The organism is Actinocorallia aurea (assembly GCF_054783995.1).
In genome coordinates, this window is the sequence record NZ_BAAGPQ010000006.1 from 142,439 (window position 1) to 157,791 (window position 15,353).

At 71.1% G+C, this 15,353-nt stretch carries 17 protein-coding genes; 2 read left to right on the forward strand and 15 right to left on the reverse strand.

Annotated elements, in window-relative coordinates; genetic code table 11:
- Positions 1–5: 5 nt before the first annotated feature.
- The 8 genes from lysX to ACYVOM_RS08930 all read right to left on the reverse strand — a co-directional run bounded on the left by lysX (position 6) and on the right by ACYVOM_RS08930 (position 8,937).
- A complete protein-coding gene (gene lysX, locus ACYVOM_RS08895; RefSeq protein ID WP_460302767.1) occupies positions 6–1,523 on the reverse strand; it encodes a bifunctional lysylphosphatidylglycerol synthetase/lysine--tRNA ligase LysX in 1,518 nt (505 codons plus the stop codon).
- Positions 1,524–1,831: 308 nt separating this feature from the next.
- On the reverse strand, positions 1,832–2,620 hold the full coding sequence (locus ACYVOM_RS08900; protein ID WP_460302768.1) for a type III pantothenate kinase: 789 nt from the start codon (positions 2,618–2,620) through the stop codon (positions 1,832–1,834).
- Positions 2,620–3,501: a carboxylating nicotinate-nucleotide diphosphorylase gene (gene nadC, locus ACYVOM_RS08905; RefSeq protein ID WP_460302769.1), complete on the reverse strand. Its 882-nt coding sequence runs from the start codon at positions 3,499–3,501 to the stop codon at positions 2,620–2,622. The genes ACYVOM_RS08900 and nadC overlap by 1 nt, the downstream gene beginning before the upstream one ends.
- Positions 3,498–5,162 (reverse strand): L-aspartate oxidase, encoded by a 1,665-nt coding sequence (locus ACYVOM_RS08910; protein WP_460302770.1) that lies wholly within the window; start codon positions 5,160–5,162, stop codon positions 3,498–3,500. The genes nadC and ACYVOM_RS08910 overlap by 4 nt, the downstream gene beginning before the upstream one ends.
- Before the next feature lie 136 nt (positions 5,163–5,298).
- Positions 5,299–5,712 (reverse strand): aspartate 1-decarboxylase, encoded by a 414-nt coding sequence (panD, locus tag ACYVOM_RS08915; protein ID WP_460302771.1) that lies wholly within the window; start codon positions 5,710–5,712, stop codon positions 5,299–5,301.
- On the reverse strand, positions 5,712–6,551 hold the full coding sequence (gene panC, locus ACYVOM_RS08920) for a pantoate--beta-alanine ligase (RefSeq protein WP_460302772.1): 840 nt from the start codon (positions 6,549–6,551) through the stop codon (positions 5,712–5,714). The genes panD and panC overlap by 1 nt, the downstream gene beginning before the upstream one ends.
- A gap of 14 nt (positions 6,552–6,565) precedes the next feature.
- Positions 6,566–7,450: a Rossmann-like and DUF2520 domain-containing protein gene (locus ACYVOM_RS08925; protein WP_460302773.1), complete on the reverse strand. Its 885-nt coding sequence runs from the start codon at positions 7,448–7,450 to the stop codon at positions 6,566–6,568.
- A gap of 248 nt (positions 7,451–7,698) precedes the next feature.
- The gene (locus tag ACYVOM_RS08930) at positions 7,699–8,937 is read right to left on the reverse strand and encodes an SAM-dependent methyltransferase (protein WP_460302774.1); all 1,239 of its coding nucleotides are present in this window, start codon (positions 8,935–8,937) and stop codon (positions 7,699–7,701) included.
- 323 nt (positions 8,938–9,260) lie between these two features.
- On the opposite strand from ACYVOM_RS08930, the gene ACYVOM_RS08935 reads away from it, so the two are divergent.
- A complete protein-coding gene (locus tag ACYVOM_RS08935) occupies positions 9,261–9,521 on the forward strand; it encodes a chaplin family protein (RefSeq protein ID WP_460302775.1) in 261 nt (86 codons plus the stop codon).
- A gap of 82 nt (positions 9,522–9,603) precedes the next feature.
- Here ACYVOM_RS08935 and ACYVOM_RS08940 read toward each other — a convergent pair whose 3' ends face one another.
- Positions 9,604–10,926, reverse strand: coding sequence for a PH domain-containing protein (locus tag ACYVOM_RS08940; RefSeq protein WP_460302776.1), 1,323 nt, complete (start codon positions 10,924–10,926; stop codon positions 9,604–9,606).
- Complete coding sequence (locus ACYVOM_RS08945) at positions 10,923–11,462, reverse strand: PH domain-containing protein (RefSeq protein WP_460302777.1); 540 nt, start codon at positions 11,460–11,462, stop codon at positions 10,923–10,925. The genes ACYVOM_RS08940 and ACYVOM_RS08945 overlap by 4 nt, the downstream gene beginning before the upstream one ends.
- Positions 11,463–11,546: 84 nt before the next feature.
- Between ACYVOM_RS08945 and ACYVOM_RS08950 the strand changes: the two genes are divergently transcribed.
- Positions 11,547–12,692 (forward strand): NADH-quinone oxidoreductase subunit D, encoded by a 1,146-nt coding sequence (locus ACYVOM_RS08950; RefSeq protein WP_460302778.1) that lies wholly within the window; start codon positions 11,547–11,549, stop codon positions 12,690–12,692.
- Positions 12,693–12,728: 36 nt separating this feature from the next.
- Here ACYVOM_RS08950 and ACYVOM_RS08955 read toward each other — a convergent pair whose 3' ends face one another.
- The 5 genes from ACYVOM_RS08955 to folP are packed head-to-tail and all read right to left on the reverse strand — an operon-like array spanning position 12,729 to position 15,341.
- The gene (locus tag ACYVOM_RS08955) at positions 12,729–13,190 is read right to left on the reverse strand and encodes a DUF3180 domain-containing protein (RefSeq protein WP_460302779.1); all 462 of its coding nucleotides are present in this window, start codon (positions 13,188–13,190) and stop codon (positions 12,729–12,731) included.
- Complete coding sequence (gene folK, locus ACYVOM_RS08960) at positions 13,187–13,738, reverse strand: 2-amino-4-hydroxy-6-hydroxymethyldihydropteridine diphosphokinase (protein WP_460302780.1); 552 nt, start codon at positions 13,736–13,738, stop codon at positions 13,187–13,189. Before folK ends, ACYVOM_RS08955 begins: the two co-directional genes overlap by 4 nt.
- Entirely contained in the window at positions 13,735–14,094 is a 360-nt protein-coding gene (folB, locus tag ACYVOM_RS08965; RefSeq protein ID WP_460302781.1) for a dihydroneopterin aldolase, read from the reverse strand. The genes folK and folB overlap by 4 nt, the downstream gene beginning before the upstream one ends.
- Positions 14,081–14,509 carry a nuclear transport factor 2 family protein gene (locus ACYVOM_RS08970; protein ID WP_460302782.1) on the reverse strand — a complete coding sequence of 143 codons (429 nt, stop codon included), beginning with the start codon at positions 14,507–14,509 and terminating at the stop codon, positions 14,081–14,083. Before ACYVOM_RS08970 ends, folB begins: the two co-directional genes overlap by 14 nt.
- Complete coding sequence (folP, locus tag ACYVOM_RS08975; protein WP_460302783.1) at positions 14,502–15,341, reverse strand: dihydropteroate synthase; 840 nt, start codon at positions 15,339–15,341, stop codon at positions 14,502–14,504. The genes ACYVOM_RS08970 and folP overlap by 8 nt, the downstream gene beginning before the upstream one ends.
- Positions 15,342–15,353: the final 12 nt, after the last annotated feature.

Below are 15,353 nucleotides of genomic sequence, written 5' to 3' on the forward strand. Positions count from 1 at the left end.
AGACGTCAGGAACCCGGCTTGACCAGCGGGAACAAGATCGTCTCGCGGATGTTCTTGCCGGTGAAGGCCATGATCATCCGGTCGATGCCGGCCCCCATGCCGCCCGTCGGGGGCATCGCGTACTCCAGGGCCCGCAGGAAGTCCTCGTCGAGCTGCATCGCCTCCGGGTCGCCGCCGGCCGCCAGCAGCGACTGCTCGGTGAGCCGCCGCCGCTGCTCGATCGGGTCGACCAGCTCCGAGTAGGCGGTGCCCAGCTCGGTGCCGAACCCGATGAGGTCCCACTTCTCGGTCAGCAGGGGCTCGGCCCGGTGCTCCCGGGTGAGCGGAGAGGTCTCCAGCGGGTAGTCCATGACGAAGGTCGGCTGGAGCAGGGTGTGCTCCACCAGCTCCTCGAAGATCTCCTGGACCAGCTTGCCCTGGCCCCACTTGGGGTCCCAGTGGATCTCACGCGCGTCGGCGAGCTTGCGGACCTGCTCGATCGCCGTGTGCGGAGTGATCTCCTCGCCGAGGGCCTCGGACACCGCGCCGAAGAGCGTGATCCGCGGCCACACCGGAAGGCTGAGGTCGTACTCCTCGCCGTCGTGCACGACCACCGAGTGGCCCAGCGCGGCCACCACGGCCTTCTGGTACATGCGCTGGGTGAGGTCGGCCATGTCGTTGTAGTCGAGGTAGGTGCCGTAGGCCTCGAGCATGGTGAACTCGGGGTTGTGCGTGGAGTCCGCGCCCTCGTTGCGGAAGTTGCGGTTGATCTCGAAGACCTTCTCCACACCACCGACGACGAGCCGCTTCAGGTACAGCTCGATGGCGATGCGCAGGTACATCTCCATGTCGTAGGCGTTGATGTGGGTCTTGAAGGGCCGGGCCGCCGCGCCGCCGTGGATCGGCTGGAGCATCGGGGTCTCGACCTCGAGGTACCCCTCCTCGTGCCAGAAGTCGCGGACCGCGCGCACCGTGTCGCTGCGCAGCCGCGCCATCTTGCGCGCCTCGTCGTTCACGATGAGGTCGACGTAGCGGTAGCGGACGCGGGCCTCGGGGTCGGTGAGGCCGGCATGCTTCTCCGGCAGCGGGCGCAGGCACTTGGACGTCAGCACGAAGCGCTCGGCCATGATCGACAGCTCGCCGCGCTTGGAGGAGATGATCTCCCCCTCGACGCCGACGTGGTCGCCGAGGTCGATGTCGCCCTTCCAGGCGGCCAGGGCCTCCTCGCCGACGCCGGCGAGGGAGATCATCACCTGGAGGTCGCCGGTGCCGTCGCGCAGGGTGGCGAAGCAGAGCTTGCCGCCGATGCGCGAGAGCATGACCCGCCCGGTGATCGCGGCTTTCTCACCCGTCTCGGTGCCCGGCTCCAGTTCGGGGTATTTGGCGCGCACCTCGGCGATGGTGTGCGTGCGCGGGAAGTTCACCGGATAGGGGTCGATGCCGCTCTCCCGCAGCCGCGCCACCTTCTCCAGGCGGACGCGCATCTGCTCGGGCGCGTCGGCATAGCCGTCGCCCAGGGACGCGTCGAAGGTCTGCTCACTCACGGTGTCAGGCTATCGAGCCCGAAAATCCAACGCGAACTGTGTTTGTTGGCCGACCTTCGGCCCTGGGGGGCCGAAGGTCGGCGTGTGATCGGGCGCTTGAGATCCCTGGGCGCCCGATCACGTGAGCGGCCGCGCCTTCGGCGCTCCCTGGAAGGTAACCCGCGCTTGGTCCCGCTTGGCAGCGCTACTTGGGGTTGTTCGTGGGGCGCGCCTGGCGGCGCTTCCTGGGAGGAACCCAGGACGTGGTGGCGCGGGGGGCGCCGGCTACGGGCGTCGCGGGTGGGGGTGCTCGGTGGGATCACACCGGTTCACGAGCCGCCGATGTTGCGTTCGTAGATGAGGCGGAGGCCGTGGAGGGTGAGCCAGGGCTCGAAGGCGTCGATGCTGCGGGCCTCTTCGAGGACGAGGGGGGCGAGGCCGCCCGTGGCGACGACCTTGACGTCGTCGGGGTTGTCGCAGAGTTCCTCGGCCATGCGGTCGACGAGGCCGTCGACCTGGCCGGCGAAGCCGAAGATGATGCCCGACTGGAGCGCCTCGACCGTGTTCTTCGCGATCACGTGCCGGGGCCGCACCAGTTCGATCTTGTGCAGCTGCGCGCCGCGGACCGAGAGCGCGTCGATGGAGATCTCGATGCCCGGCGCGATCGCCCCGCCGACGTACTCGCCCTTGGCCGAGATGCAGTCGAAGGTCGTCGCGGTGCCGAAGTCCACGACGATGGCCGGGCCGCCGTACAGGTGGATCGCCGCCAGGGAGTTGACGATCCGGTCGGATCCGACCTCCTTGGGGTTGTCCATCCGCACCGGGACGCCCGTCTTCACCCCCGGCTCGACGATCACCGCGGGCACGTCGCCGTAGTACCGGCGGCACATCTCGCGCATCTCGTGCAGCACCGACGGCACGGTCGAGCAGAGCGCGATCCCGCTGATGTCGGTGCCGACGAGGAGCGGGCTCTGGTTCACCAGCCCCTGGAGCACCACGGCGATCTCGTCGGCGGTGCGCCGCGGATCGGTGTTGATGCGCCAGTGCTCGATCACCTCCTCGGCCTCGAACAGGCCGAGGACGGTGTGGGTGTTGCCGACGTCGATGGTGAGAAGCATCAGGTCCCCGCTACTGAACGGAAGTCAAGGCCGATGTCGAGGACGGACGCGGAATGCGTCAGCCCACCGACCGCAAGGTAGTCCACACCGGTCACGGCGGCGTCTCGGGCCCTGTCGAGGGAGAGACCGCCGGACGCTTCGAGGGTCGCTCGACCGGCCGTCAGGCGAACCGCCTCGGCCATCGTGGAGTCCGTCATATTGTCCAGCAGAATGTCGGTGGCTCCGGCCGTCAATGCCTCCCGAAGCTGCTCCAGGGTGTCGACTTCGACCTGGATGTGCAGCTCGGGGTAACGCGCCCGGACGGCCTGGAAGGCCGCGGTGACGCCTCCGGCGGCCGCGACGTGGTTGTCCTTGATGAGGGCCGCGTCCTGGAGGGACATGCGGTGGTTCACGCCGCCGCCGCAGCGCACCGCCCATTTCTGCAGGCCGCGGAGGCCCGGCAGTGTCTTGCGGCTGTCACGCACCCGCGCCTTGGTGCCCTCCAGAGCCGCCACCCAGCGGGCCGTCTGGGTGGCCACTCCGGACAGGTGCGTGAGGAAGTTGAGCGCTATCCGCTCGGCGCGCAGCAGCCCGACCGTGGGGGCGGTGACGGTGAGCAGGACGTCGCCCTTGCCGACGCGCTCTCCGTCCTTCACCTTCGGCTCCAGGGAGGCCTTCGCGCCCAGCAGGACCTCGAAGACCACTTCGGCGACCAGCAGGCCCGCCACGACCCCCTCGTCGCGCGCGGTGAAGTCGGCGGTCGACACCTGCGCCGGATCGAAGATCGGCTCGCTCGTCACGTCGACGTCGCCGTCCTCGGCCAGCGCAATGCGCACCACCTTCTCGACGCGGTCCGGATCGAGTCCCTCGGCGCGCAGGCGCCCCTGAAGCTCGGGTGTCATCGTTCGCCCTTCAATGCCGTCTCGTCTGTCTTTCCCGCGGGGCGGAACTCCAGGCCGTAGCCCGTCCCGGAGTCCGGGCCCGGCACCGCCCGTCCGACCAGGCGGCCGAGCCATGCGGTGTCGTCGCGGTCGGGGAAGTCCTCGCGCCAGTGGCTGCCGCGGGTCTCGGTGCGCCGCGCCGCCGCCGCGACCACCGCCGTGGCGACCTGGTGAAGGTTGGTCGCCTCCCACGCCTCGACGCAGTGCCGCTCCGACGTGCGCCCGGCGAGCCGCGCAAGGGCGCGCTCGGCCTCGGCGAGCCCGTCCGCGCTGCGCAGGACGCCGCAGTAGGCACTCATCACCTTCTGGACCTCAGCGCGCACCGAAGGGTCGAGCAGCCCCCCTGAGCCGCCTGACGGCTCCGGCTGCGTGCTCGGCCTTGCGAGGTCCTCCTTGACCGCCTCCCCGATGCGCTCGGCGAAGACGAGTCCTTCGAGCAGGGAGTTGGAGGCGAGACGGTTGGCGCCGTGCACGCCCGTGCAGGCGACCTCGCCGCACGCGTAGAGGCCCGGGATGGAGGTACGGCCGTGCAGGTCGGTCCGGACGCCTCCGCTGGCGTAGTGGGCGGCGGGGACCACGGGGATCGGCTCGGTCACCGGGTCCACGCCGTGGCGGCGGCAGCTCGCGAGGATGTTGGGGAAGCGCGACTCCCAGAACGCGGCGCCGAGGCGGCGTCCGTCGAGCCACATGCACGGCTCGCCCGTCTCCCGCATCCGGTTCATGATGCCCTTGGCGACGACGTCACGGGGCGCCAGTTCGGCGAGCTCATGGCGGCCCACCATGAAGCGCTCCCCTGCGGCGTCCACGAGGTGGGCGCCTTCCCCGCGCACGGCCTCGGAGATGAGCGGCTGCTGGCCTTCGGCGTCCGGTCCGAGCCACATGACGGTCGGGTGGAACTGCACGAACTCCAGATCGGCGACCTCCGCTCCGGCGCGCAGCGCGAGCGCGACCCCGTCGCCGGTGGAGACCTCCGGGTTGGTGGTCGCCGCGAAGACCTGGCCGAGCCCGCCCGTCGCCAGGACGACGGCCCGCGCGCGGACCGCGCCGACGCCGCCCGGCGAGCCCTCGCCCATGACGTGCAGGGTGACGCCCGCGGCCCGGCCGCCGGACGTCAGGAGGTCGAGCACGAGCGCGTTCTCGATGACCTCGACTCCGTCGGCCTGCTTGAGCGCGGCGAGCAGCGCCCGGCTGATCTCCGCGCCCGTCGCGTCGCCGCCGGCGTGCGCGATGCGGCGCCGGTGGTGCCCTCCCTCGCGGGTGAGGGACACCGTGCCGTCGGGAGCGAGGTCGAAGTGGGCGCCCACGTCGATGAGCCTGCGGACGGCGCCGGGGCCCTCGGTGACGAGGGTCCGGACGGCCTCGGTGTCGCAGAGGCCGACTCCGGCGGTGAGCGTGTCGGCCAGGTGGTCCTCGGGGCTGTCCTCGGGCGCCAGCGCCGCGGCGATGCCGCCCTGCGCCCACCGGGTGGAGCCCGCGTCGAGGAGGGCCTTGGTGACGAGGAGGACGCGGCCGTGCTCGGACGCGCGCATGGCCGCGACGAGTCCGGCGATGCCGGATCCGATCACGACGACGTCGGTCTCCACGCTCCAGCCCGGCGTTCCTGCCGCGAGCTCCTTGATCATCGGGCCCTCCTCGGGGGTTTTCGTCAGTATGACACTAAACCCTTTCGAGGCATTCATCTGGGGTTGTCGGAATGGGCGCGGAACGTCACCGGACATGCGGGTTCCCGGTCCTTCGCCGCTCAGCCTGCCGTCCGGCTCAGCCCACGAGGTCAGGACGGAGGGTGTCGGTGCCCGGGACGGGCTCGGCCGGGTCGTCCCCGAGCAGGACGATCTTGTTGGCCCCGTCCACGTGCACGACCGACGGCTTGAACGCGCGCGCGTCGGCGTCGGTCATCGCCGCGTAGCTGATGATGATGACGAGGTCGCCCGGGTGCACCAGGTGCGCCGCCGCCCCGTTGATCCCGATCACGCCGGTGCCGCGCGGTCCCTCGATGACATAGGTCTCCAGCCGCGCCCCGTTGTCGATGTCCACGATGTGGACCTGCTCGCCGGGCAGCAGGTCGGCGGCGTCCATCAGATCGGCGTCGATGGTGACGGAACCGACATAGTGCAGGTCCGCCTGGGTGACCGTGGCGCGGTGGATCTTCGACTTGAACATGGTGCGGAACATCAGAACTCCAGGGGGAGGTTGTCGATCAGCCGGGTGGCGCCGACGCGTCCGGCGACGGCGAGGACAGCCGGACCGCGATGTCCGGAGGTGACGGGCGTGAAGTTCGCCGGGTCGGCGAGGACCAGGTAGTCCAGCAGCAGCGGAGGGTCCGCCTTGGCGGCCTCGGCGAGAACGGGTTCCGCCGCGGCCAGCACCGCCTCGGGACCGCCCGAGACCGCGTCGCGGCCCGCGAACAGCGCCCGCGAGAGCGCCAGCCCCGTCACCCGCTCCGCCTCGGACAGGAACCTGTTCCGGCTGGACAGCGCGAAGCCGTCCGCCTCCCGCACCGTGGGCACCGCGACGATCTCCAGATCGAGGTTCAGGTCCGCCACGAGCCGCCGGACGATGGCGAGCTGCTGCGCGTCCTTCTGACCGAAGAACGCCAGGTCGGGACCGACCATTCCGAAGAGCTTCGCGACGACCGTCGCCATCCCGTCGAAATGCCCGGGACGCGCCGCGCCCTCGACGATCTCGCCCATCCGCCCCGTCTTCACCGAGACCTCCAGCGGGCGGGGGTAGACGTCGTCCACGGACGGCGCGAAGACGATCTCCGCGCCCTCCTCGGCACAGATCGCCGCGTCGGCCTCCAGCGTGCGCGGATAGCGGTCGAGATCGGCCTGCTCGCCGAACTGGAGCGGGTTGACGAAGATGCTCACCACGACGTGGTCGGCCGCCTCCCGGGCGGCCCGGACCAGGCCCCGGTGCCCCTCGTGCAGCGCCCCCATCGTCGGGACGAAGGCGACCCGGCCCGGCAGCGCCCGGCGCGCCCGACGCAGGTCGGCGACGGTGTGAACGATCATCGGGGTCCTTCCGTTCATCGGGGGTCCGAGAGCGCGCCGAGCAGGCGCTCGGCGTCCTCCGGCTTGAGCAGGCCGGCGTCCAGAGCGAGGTCGGCCGTGCGCCGGGCGAGCGCCAGGTACGCGGCGACGGCGTCCGGCTCGGCCTTCGCGAGCGCGGCCACGTGATCGGCGACCGTGCCCGCGTCCCCGCGCGCGACGGGGCCGGTGAGCCCCTGCCCGCCGAGGCGCAGGGCGTTGTCGAGCGCCGCGCCGAGGAGCGGACCGAGCATCCTGCCCGGCTCCTCGACCCCGGCCCCACGGAGCAGCCCGGACGCCTCCACCACCAGCGTGACCAGGTGGTTCGCGCCCGCGGCGAGGCCCGCGTGGTACAGGGTCCGGTTCTCCTCCTCGATCCAGACGGGCTCGGCGCCCATCTCGAAGACCAGCGCCTCGGCGATCGGGCGGAGCGGCCCGGGCGCGGTGACGCCGAAGGAGATCCCGGCGAGGCGGTCGAGGTCGTCGGGCCGACCGGTGAAGGTCATGACCGGGTGCAGCGCCAAGGGGAGCCCGCCGGCGCGGGTCAAAGGGTCGAGGACGCCCGCGCCGTGCCGTCCGCTGGCGTGAGCGAAGAGCTTGCCTTGCACCGGGACCTCGGCGGCGACGATCCCCGCGGCGAGCCCGGCGATCGCGTCGTCCGGGACGGTCAGCAGCACAAGGTCCGCGGCCTCGACGACCTCCTGGGGCGCCAGGAAGGGCACCCCGGGCAGGACCGCTTCCGCACGCGGGCGGGCGGAGACCGCCGAGGCGGCGACGACGAGGTGCCCCGCGCGCTGCAGGGCGGCGGCCAGCACCGCGCCGACACGGCCGGCGCCGACGACCCCGACCTTGAGCCTGCCGGGTCGCTGAGAAGGCATTTCCATGAACGTTCCAGTCCTCGCAAGGGGTACCGGACGGTTGCGACAGCCAAGAGTACCCAACCCCCGGAGCGGCTCACCTGACACCCGTCCTGACCCGTGGTCACCAAAAGGTCGCTCCGGGGTCATAGCCACCCGCGCCCACCAGGGGCGAAGGTGGTTTCTGCCACACCACCATCACACACCGTGAAGGGAGCCGCCTAAGGAGATCTCCCGGATGGATTCAGGGGTCCTGGCGACCGCCGGTCCGGTGCTCACCCGGTCAGCCCGCGGGCGGCGGTCGCCCTGGGTTCGGCCTCCGCGAACCCGTCGAGGCACACCCCCCTGGACTGCATCAGCCACCCGAAACCGCCGAGCCCTCCGGGGTGGGTCAGCTCGGCGCACTCCCCCGCCCGCGCCAGGCTCCGCAGGTAGGCGCGGGGATCGGCCACCGCGAGCTCCCGCGGAGGCCGGTCGCCGGTCACGCCCAGAGCGCGCAGCGCCGCGCGCTGTGTGGTGAGGACCGTCGCCAGGGGAGCCTTCGGGAAGGCCGTCGCGGGCACGCCCCCTGCCTCCGCGACGTCCCGCCGTGCGGCCTTCGCGGCGGTTCCTCCGGTCGGCCTGGCGCCTGGAGGAACCGCCCCTCCCGCCGCGCCGAGGATGCGGTCCACAGGGGTGGCGCCCGGCTCGTGAGCCGAGGCCGAACCCTCCCCCGAACCTTCCGCTGAGCCCTCTTCCGAACGTTCCGCCGACATGCCCCGAGCCTGTTCGCGCTCGGCCGACACGCGGTCGGCCGGAGCCCGCCGCGCCGACTCGTTTTGGGGCGAGACATCCGCCTTCGTCGTGCCGCGGACCGCGGCCAGGGCGAGCGCGGCTTCGGCGGCGGAGTCGAGGGCGACATGTGCGGTGATGTCGCAGGTGCCGTCGGGGACGGGAGCGGTGCCGAGCCCGTCGCGGTAGCCGGTCAGGGTGGCCCGCCGGCTCGTCGCGTCGTGCGCGTAGTCGGCGGCGACGGCGAGGCCCGCGTCCAGCCGGTCGACCAGCTCCGCCCAGGCGACGTCCCGGGTGCGCCCGATCTCGGCGCGCTCGCCTTCCGGCCACCGTGAGTCCGGCCACCACCGGGCGAGCCACGCGAGGTCCGCGGCGTCAGGTTGCGCCCCGGCCCCCTCGCGGCCCGAGCCGTCGACGAGCACGAGCCGCGGCCCGTCCGGAGTGCGCACCGCGACGTCGAGGGGCACGTTGTCGAGCCACTCGTTGGCGACCACGAGCCCGGTGATCCGCGCGGGCGGCTCCGTCGCCCAGACCAGCCCCGGCACCGTCCGCGACGGCCGGGGCGCCACCTCGACGGCGGTCGCCAGCACCCGTGCGCGCAGTCCGTCCGGCAGGGCGGCGAGCACCCCTTCGGCCAGCGCCCCGTCGCCCGCCCCCATATCGACGAAGTCGAGCCGCGCGGGACTACCGAGAGCGACATCGACATCGGCGAGCAGCCGCGCGAAGGCCTCCGCGAAGCACATGGACACATGCACCGAAGTCCGAAAATGCCGCCTGGGGCTCTGCGTTCGGTAGAAGCCCTCGGAGCCGTACAGGGCCCCTTCCATCGCCTCGCGCCACCCGATCACGACACCAGCGTGGCACATCCGTGTCGCAGCAGACCCGCCAGATTCCAGGACGTACCGACCACGGAAGGTAAAGGGATGGTGATCCTTGCCCCCTAATCGAGTAATCGTGCTCGAATTAGCGACCCACTACCGGCGAGTAGCTGAATAACTACTCCCCGTGAGAGTTCGGGGCGGCATTGCTCCGATGCTTCGTCCACGTACCAGGAGGATCTCCTTCAATGTCGCTCAAGAAAATCGCCGGCACCGGTCTGCTCGCCCTCACCGCCTTCGGCGTGCTCGGCGGCGCCGGCCAGGCGTTCGCCAGCAACGGCGGTAACGACGGGCCGGAGAACAACAACAACACCGGCCTCCTCACGGGCATCCAGCTGATCGCCCCGATCTCGATCCCGATCAACCTCTGCGGCAACGGCATCGCGATCCTCGGCATCGCCAGCGGCTCCTGCACGGACAGCGGCGTCGTCGTCAAGAACGACTTCTAAGTCGCTCCTTGAACGGCCGGCGGTCCCGATGGGGCCGCCGGCCGTTCGCGTTGCAGCGGCCGCCTACTCGCCGAGGACGGGGTCAGCGAGCCCACCGCTCCGGCCGCGCCGCGATGGCGCGCGCCCGCATCGACCGCCCGACCAGGTCGTCGGCCATCTCCCGCGCGTCCAACGCGTCCCGGTCCACCGCCGCGACCTGCACCGGCCCCGGCGGCACATCGACGTGCACCGTCGCCCTGCCGAACAGTCGCTGCCACGGCGAGGCCGTCATCCGCACGGACTGCGCCCGCGCCAGCGCCACGACGTCCCATGTCCGGCAGACCCGGCCCCTGCGCGTCACGAAGACCTCGGGCGACGCGCCCGCCGCCGCGTGCCCCGCCGCCCCCTCCTTCAGCGTGATCCGCTCCAGCGCTACCCCGGGGAACACCTCGGCCACCAGCGCGAACGCCGCGAACGTCGGCGCGACCGGCACGAGAGTCGACGACAGCGCCTGCCGGTCACCGCCGTACCCCGCGACCGTCACCTCGACCCGCGCCCAGCCGAACGCCCGCCACATCAGCGGCTCCACCACCCGCACCGCCTGGATCCGGCCGGGCGGCACCGTCTGCGTCCGCGTCTCGAACAGGCCGTAGCGCAACCGCATGCCGTCGGGCGCGACCGAGAGGGTGAACTCGGTGTACATCACCAGCGGGGCGATCACCCCGCGCAGCAGCCCCAGCAGCAGCGGCACCGCCACCGCGAGCACCGCGAGCTCCTGGAAGACGATGCCGAAGGCCACCAGCGCGAAGAACAGCGCGATCGCCGCGAGGACCGGCACCTTGAACATCAGCGAGGCGAAGAGCACGCCCAGCGTCACCCGCCCGATCGGCCGCTCCGGCGCCTCGGGCGTGTGCGCCGGCAGCCCCGCGGCGAGCGCCAGCAGCTCCGCGCGCAGCGCCTGCGCCTCTCGCACGCCGAGATAGCGCAGCGTGATCTGCGCGGAGGTCCCGCCCGCGAGCTCCAGATGCACCTCCGCGAGGCCCAGCACCCGCCCGACGAGCGGCTGCACGACGTCCACGCCCTGCATCCGCGACAACGGGATCCGGCGGATGCGGCTCCGCACGATCCCCGCGTCCACCACAAGGTCGTCGCCTTCGATCCAGTACCGCAGCGCCCACCAGTGCCACGCCCCGACCCCCGCCGCGACCACCGCGACCGGCACCGAGACCGCGATGAACAGGATGACCCGCACGAGCGGGATGGTGACCGTCCCGCCGGACGGCACGACGAGCAGCCACAGCCCGATGAGGACCAGGTAGACGACGAAGATCGTGATCGCCCGCAGCGGGGCCGTCGCCCAGTGCAGGCGGCGGGCCCCGACCGTCGGCCATGCGGCGCGGGGAGTCATCGTCAGATACGCCGTCACAGACCCGACCCTTCGTCTCCGCGCCGCGCGAGCCTGTCGCGCAACTGGTCGGCGACCGCCGTCGGCAGGCCCGGGATGCGCGCGTCGGTGGTCGCCGCCGCCGTGTGCAGCCGGACGGTCGCGAGCCCCAGCACCTGCTCCAGCGGCCCCGACGTCACATCGACGAACTGCATCCGCCCGTACGGGACGATGACGACACGGCGCCCGAACACGCCGGACGTGATGACGAGGTCGTCCTTCCGCTCCAGGAACCCCCACGCCTGGAACTCCTGCTCGGCCGCCACCCACGCGAGCACGAAACCGAGCAGCACCGCGACCGACCACAGCAGCACCCCGGCCCCGCCCCCCGAACGCGAGACCACCAGCGCGCCCAGCGGACCGCCCACGACCACCACCGCGAGGGCCGACAGCCGCCTGTGCCAGCGGTAGCGGGGCGACAGCCTCCACCACCCCGCGCCTTGCGGAGGACCGAACGCCTCCTCACGGCTGCGCTGGCGGTACGGCTCCGGCGGAATCATCTGCGGCTGCTCGTTCATCGCGCCCCAGTCAACCCGAAACGCCGCTTACGCGACACCGCCGCGGAGCACCCGCCCGGCCCGGCTTCTGCGACCATGGCGTCCATGGAGACGCGCACAGTCGGAATCGGCGCCGGGGCCAAGGAGCTCGGCACCGAGGACATGGTCCTCAACATCGGGCCGCAGCACCCGTCCACCCACGGCGTGCTCCGGCTGCGCCTCACCCTGGACGGCGAACGCATCGCCGCGTGCGAACCGATCCTCGGATACATGCACCGCGGCGCCGAGAAGCTGTTCGAGGTGCGCGACCTGCGCCAGATCATCATGCTGGCGAACCGGCACGACTGGCTGTCGGCGTTCTCCAACGAACTCGGGGTCGTGCTCGCCGCCGAGCGGATGCTGGGCATGGAGGTGCCGGAGCGGGCCGTCTGGGCGCGCACGCTCCTCGCCGAGCTGAACAGGATCCTCAACCACCTCATGTTCCTCGGGTCCTACCCGCTTGAGGTCGGTGCGATCACCCCGATGTTCTACGCGTTCCGGGAACGGGAGGAGATCCAGCGCGTTCTGGAGGAGGTTTCCGGCGGGCGCATGCACTACATGTTCAACCGCGTCGGCGGATTGAAGGAGGATCTGCCCTTCGGCTGGATCGGACGGACCCGCCAGGCCGTCGCGCTCGTCCGCTCCCGGCTCGGCGACATCTCCGACCTCATCCTCGGAAACGAGATCTTCCGGGCGCGCACCCGCGGCATCGGCGTCCTCAGCCGCGAACAGGTGCTCCAGTACGGGATCAGCGGGCCGATCGCGCGGGCGTCCGGCGTCGACTTCGACCTGCGCCGCGACGAGCCCTACCTGGCCTACGGAGAACTCGACGTCCCCGTCGTCACCCGCACCGAAGGCGACTGCCTCGCGCGGTTCGAGTGCCTCCTCGACCAGACGCGGGTCTCACTCGACCTCGCCGACGCCTGCCTCGACCGGCTCGCCGACCTGCCGCCCGGCCCCGTCGACCAGCGACTGCCCAAGATCCTCAAGATCCCCTACGGCCACACCTACGCCTGGACCGAGAACCCGCTCGGCCTCAACGGCTACTTCCTGGTCTCCCGCGGCGAGAAGACCCCGTGGCGGCTCAAACTGCGCAGCGCGAGCTTCAACAACATCCAGGTCCTGCCCGAACTGTTCGAGGGACTCCTCGTCGCGGACATGATCGCCGTCCTCGGCAGCATGTTCTTCGTCGTCGGCGACATCGACCGCTGACGGGGGTCGCACTCCTGCGGCCGAGGCCCTCGACCGCTAGCGCTCGTCGTCGTCCTCGCCCTTGGGGATGCGGCAGCACCATTCGAGGAACAGGCCCGCGCCCGCGAGGACGACCGCCGACAGCGCTGTCGCGGCGCTGACGAAGAAGTCGTGCTGCCGCGCCGGATTGTCCAGATCCCCGGAGACATAGAGGACGAATCCCAGGAAGACCCCCGCGAGCACCGCCGCCGCGTGCGCGCTGGCCTTCCCCAGCACCGCCAGCCGCGCGACGCTCAGCGGATCGACGGGCCGGGCCGTCTCCGCCGACGACTTGTGCAAGATCTTGTTCCGGGTCCCGAACCCGATGAAGATCTCCCCGAACGCGAGCAGCAGGAACGTCGGCACCGCGGTCCACGGCAGCGGGGGAAGCTGCCCGTAGAAGGCGCGCAGCACCGCCCAGAGCACGAGAGCCGGCACCACCACCAGCAGGAGGAGCACCGACGGGCGGGTCGCCCTCACGAGGGGAGCTGAAGGGCCAGGTCGTCCCGCACGGTGACGACTTGATCGGTCAGCGCGGCGGCGAGGTCGGCCACCCGGCCATGCGGCTCCAGCACCGCCTCGGAATCGAGCTCCGCCCAGGGCGCCAAGACGAACAGCCTCTTGTGCGCGCGCGGGTGCGGCAGCATCAGCGCCGGATCGTGCGACGTGACACCCTCGTACACGACGATGTCGATGTCCAGAGTGCGCGGTCCCCAGCGGACCGCCCGCTCCCGGCGCATCGACTCCTCGATCGACAGGACCCGGTCCAGCAGCGTCAGCGGCGCCAGCCGGGTCGTGGCCACCACGACGACGTTGAGGAAGTCGTCCTGCTCGACCCCGCCCCACGGCGCGGTCTCGTACACGCGGGAGATCCCCCGGAGCGTCAGGCCCGGAGCGTCGAAGAGAGCGTCCACGGCCTCTTGGAGGTTGTCCAGGCGGTCGCCGAGATTGCTGCCGAGCGAGAGCACGACCCTGTGGTCGGAAAGCATGTGACCGCCGGTGAAGGTGCGGTCGTCTCCTGCGTTCATCCGCGGCTCCTGAAGATCGTGACGGCGACGTCGGCGAACGGGTGGGGGATCGGCGCCGCCGGCTTGTGCACGGTGACCTCGGCGCTGCGTACCCGCTGATCGGCGAGGCACACCTCGGCGAGCCGCTCCGCCAGCGTCTCGATGAGATCGACCGGTTCCCCGGAGACCACCTCCACCAGAGCCGAAGCCAACTCCCCGTAGTGGACCGTGAGCGTCACGTCGTCCTTCGCCGCCGCGGGACGAAGATCAAGACTGAGAATCGCGTCCACGACGAACTCCTGGCCGAGTTCCCGCTCGGCCGGCAGCACGCCGTGGTGGCCCCGTGCGCGCAGGCCGCGCAGCTCAATCCGATCCATCGTCGTCCGTTCCGTCGAGCACCGGTGAACCATGGTTCACCCAAAGGCGCCAGCGCCCCTCATCACGTACGAACACCTTGGTGGACACGACGCTTCCCCCGGCGATGAATCCCTCATCGTCCTCGTCGGCCGTGAGGATGTTCTCCTCGCATGTCAGGACTGCCTGATCACCGCGCACCTCGGTCCGCACATCGGTCAGGACGAACTGGATGTAGGCCGTGTTGGCCATGATCAGCGCCCACGAGCGCATGACCTCGTCGCGCCCCCGGAGCATCGTCCAACCCGGGTGCACGCACGTCACCGTGTCGGCCCAGTCGCCGTCCGCCCAGACCTCGTGCATGAGGTCCAGGTCCCCGTTCTCGAATGCCGTATAGAAGTTGGCGTTGGCGGCCTCTACCGCGGCTGCTTCATCCACGCGCTGAGCCTACGGCGGCGGCGACCCTCACCGCGTCCGCGTTCGGCTTCACGTTGTGAACGCGTACGCACCAGGCTCCTTCGAGCGCGGCGATCGCCGTCACCGCGAGCGTCGCGTCATCACTCTCGGCGAACGGGCGCGGCTTTCCGTCCGCGTCGGCGAGGAGCTTGCCGAGGAACCTCTTGCGCGACGCCCCGATCAGCACCGGGAACTCCCGGCCCAGCTCACGGGTGACGGCCAGCAGCCGCCAGTTGTGCTCCGGTTCCTTGGAGAACCCCAGCCCCGGATCCAGCACGATCATCGATGGGTCGACACCCTGCGCGATCACGTCGTCGACCCTGACCCGCAGCTCCCGCCACACATCCGCGACGACATCGTTGTACTGGGTCCGCGTGTGCATCTCGTGCCCGTGCCCGCGCCAGTGCATCACCACGTACGGCACCCGCGCCGCCGCCACCACCGGCGCCATGTCCGGATCGGCGAGCCCGCCGCTCACATCGTTGACGAGCCTCGCCCCCGCCGCCACCGAAGCCTCCGCCACCTCACCCCGCATCGTGTCGACGCTCACCGCGACCCCCTCGGCCGCCAGCGCCGCCACCACCGGAACCACCCGCCGCAGTTCCTCCTTCAACGAAACCCGCTGCGCCCCGGGCCTCGTCGACTCACCTCCGACATCAATGATGTCGGCCCCGTCCTTCACCAGTTCCAGCCCGTGCTTCACAGCCCGTTCCTGATCGAACCACTCCCCCCCGTCACTGAACGAATCAGGAGTGACATTCACCACCCCCATGACCAGACAACGATCAACATCAGGCAGCCCAGAAACCTTCATCCCCCCACCCTA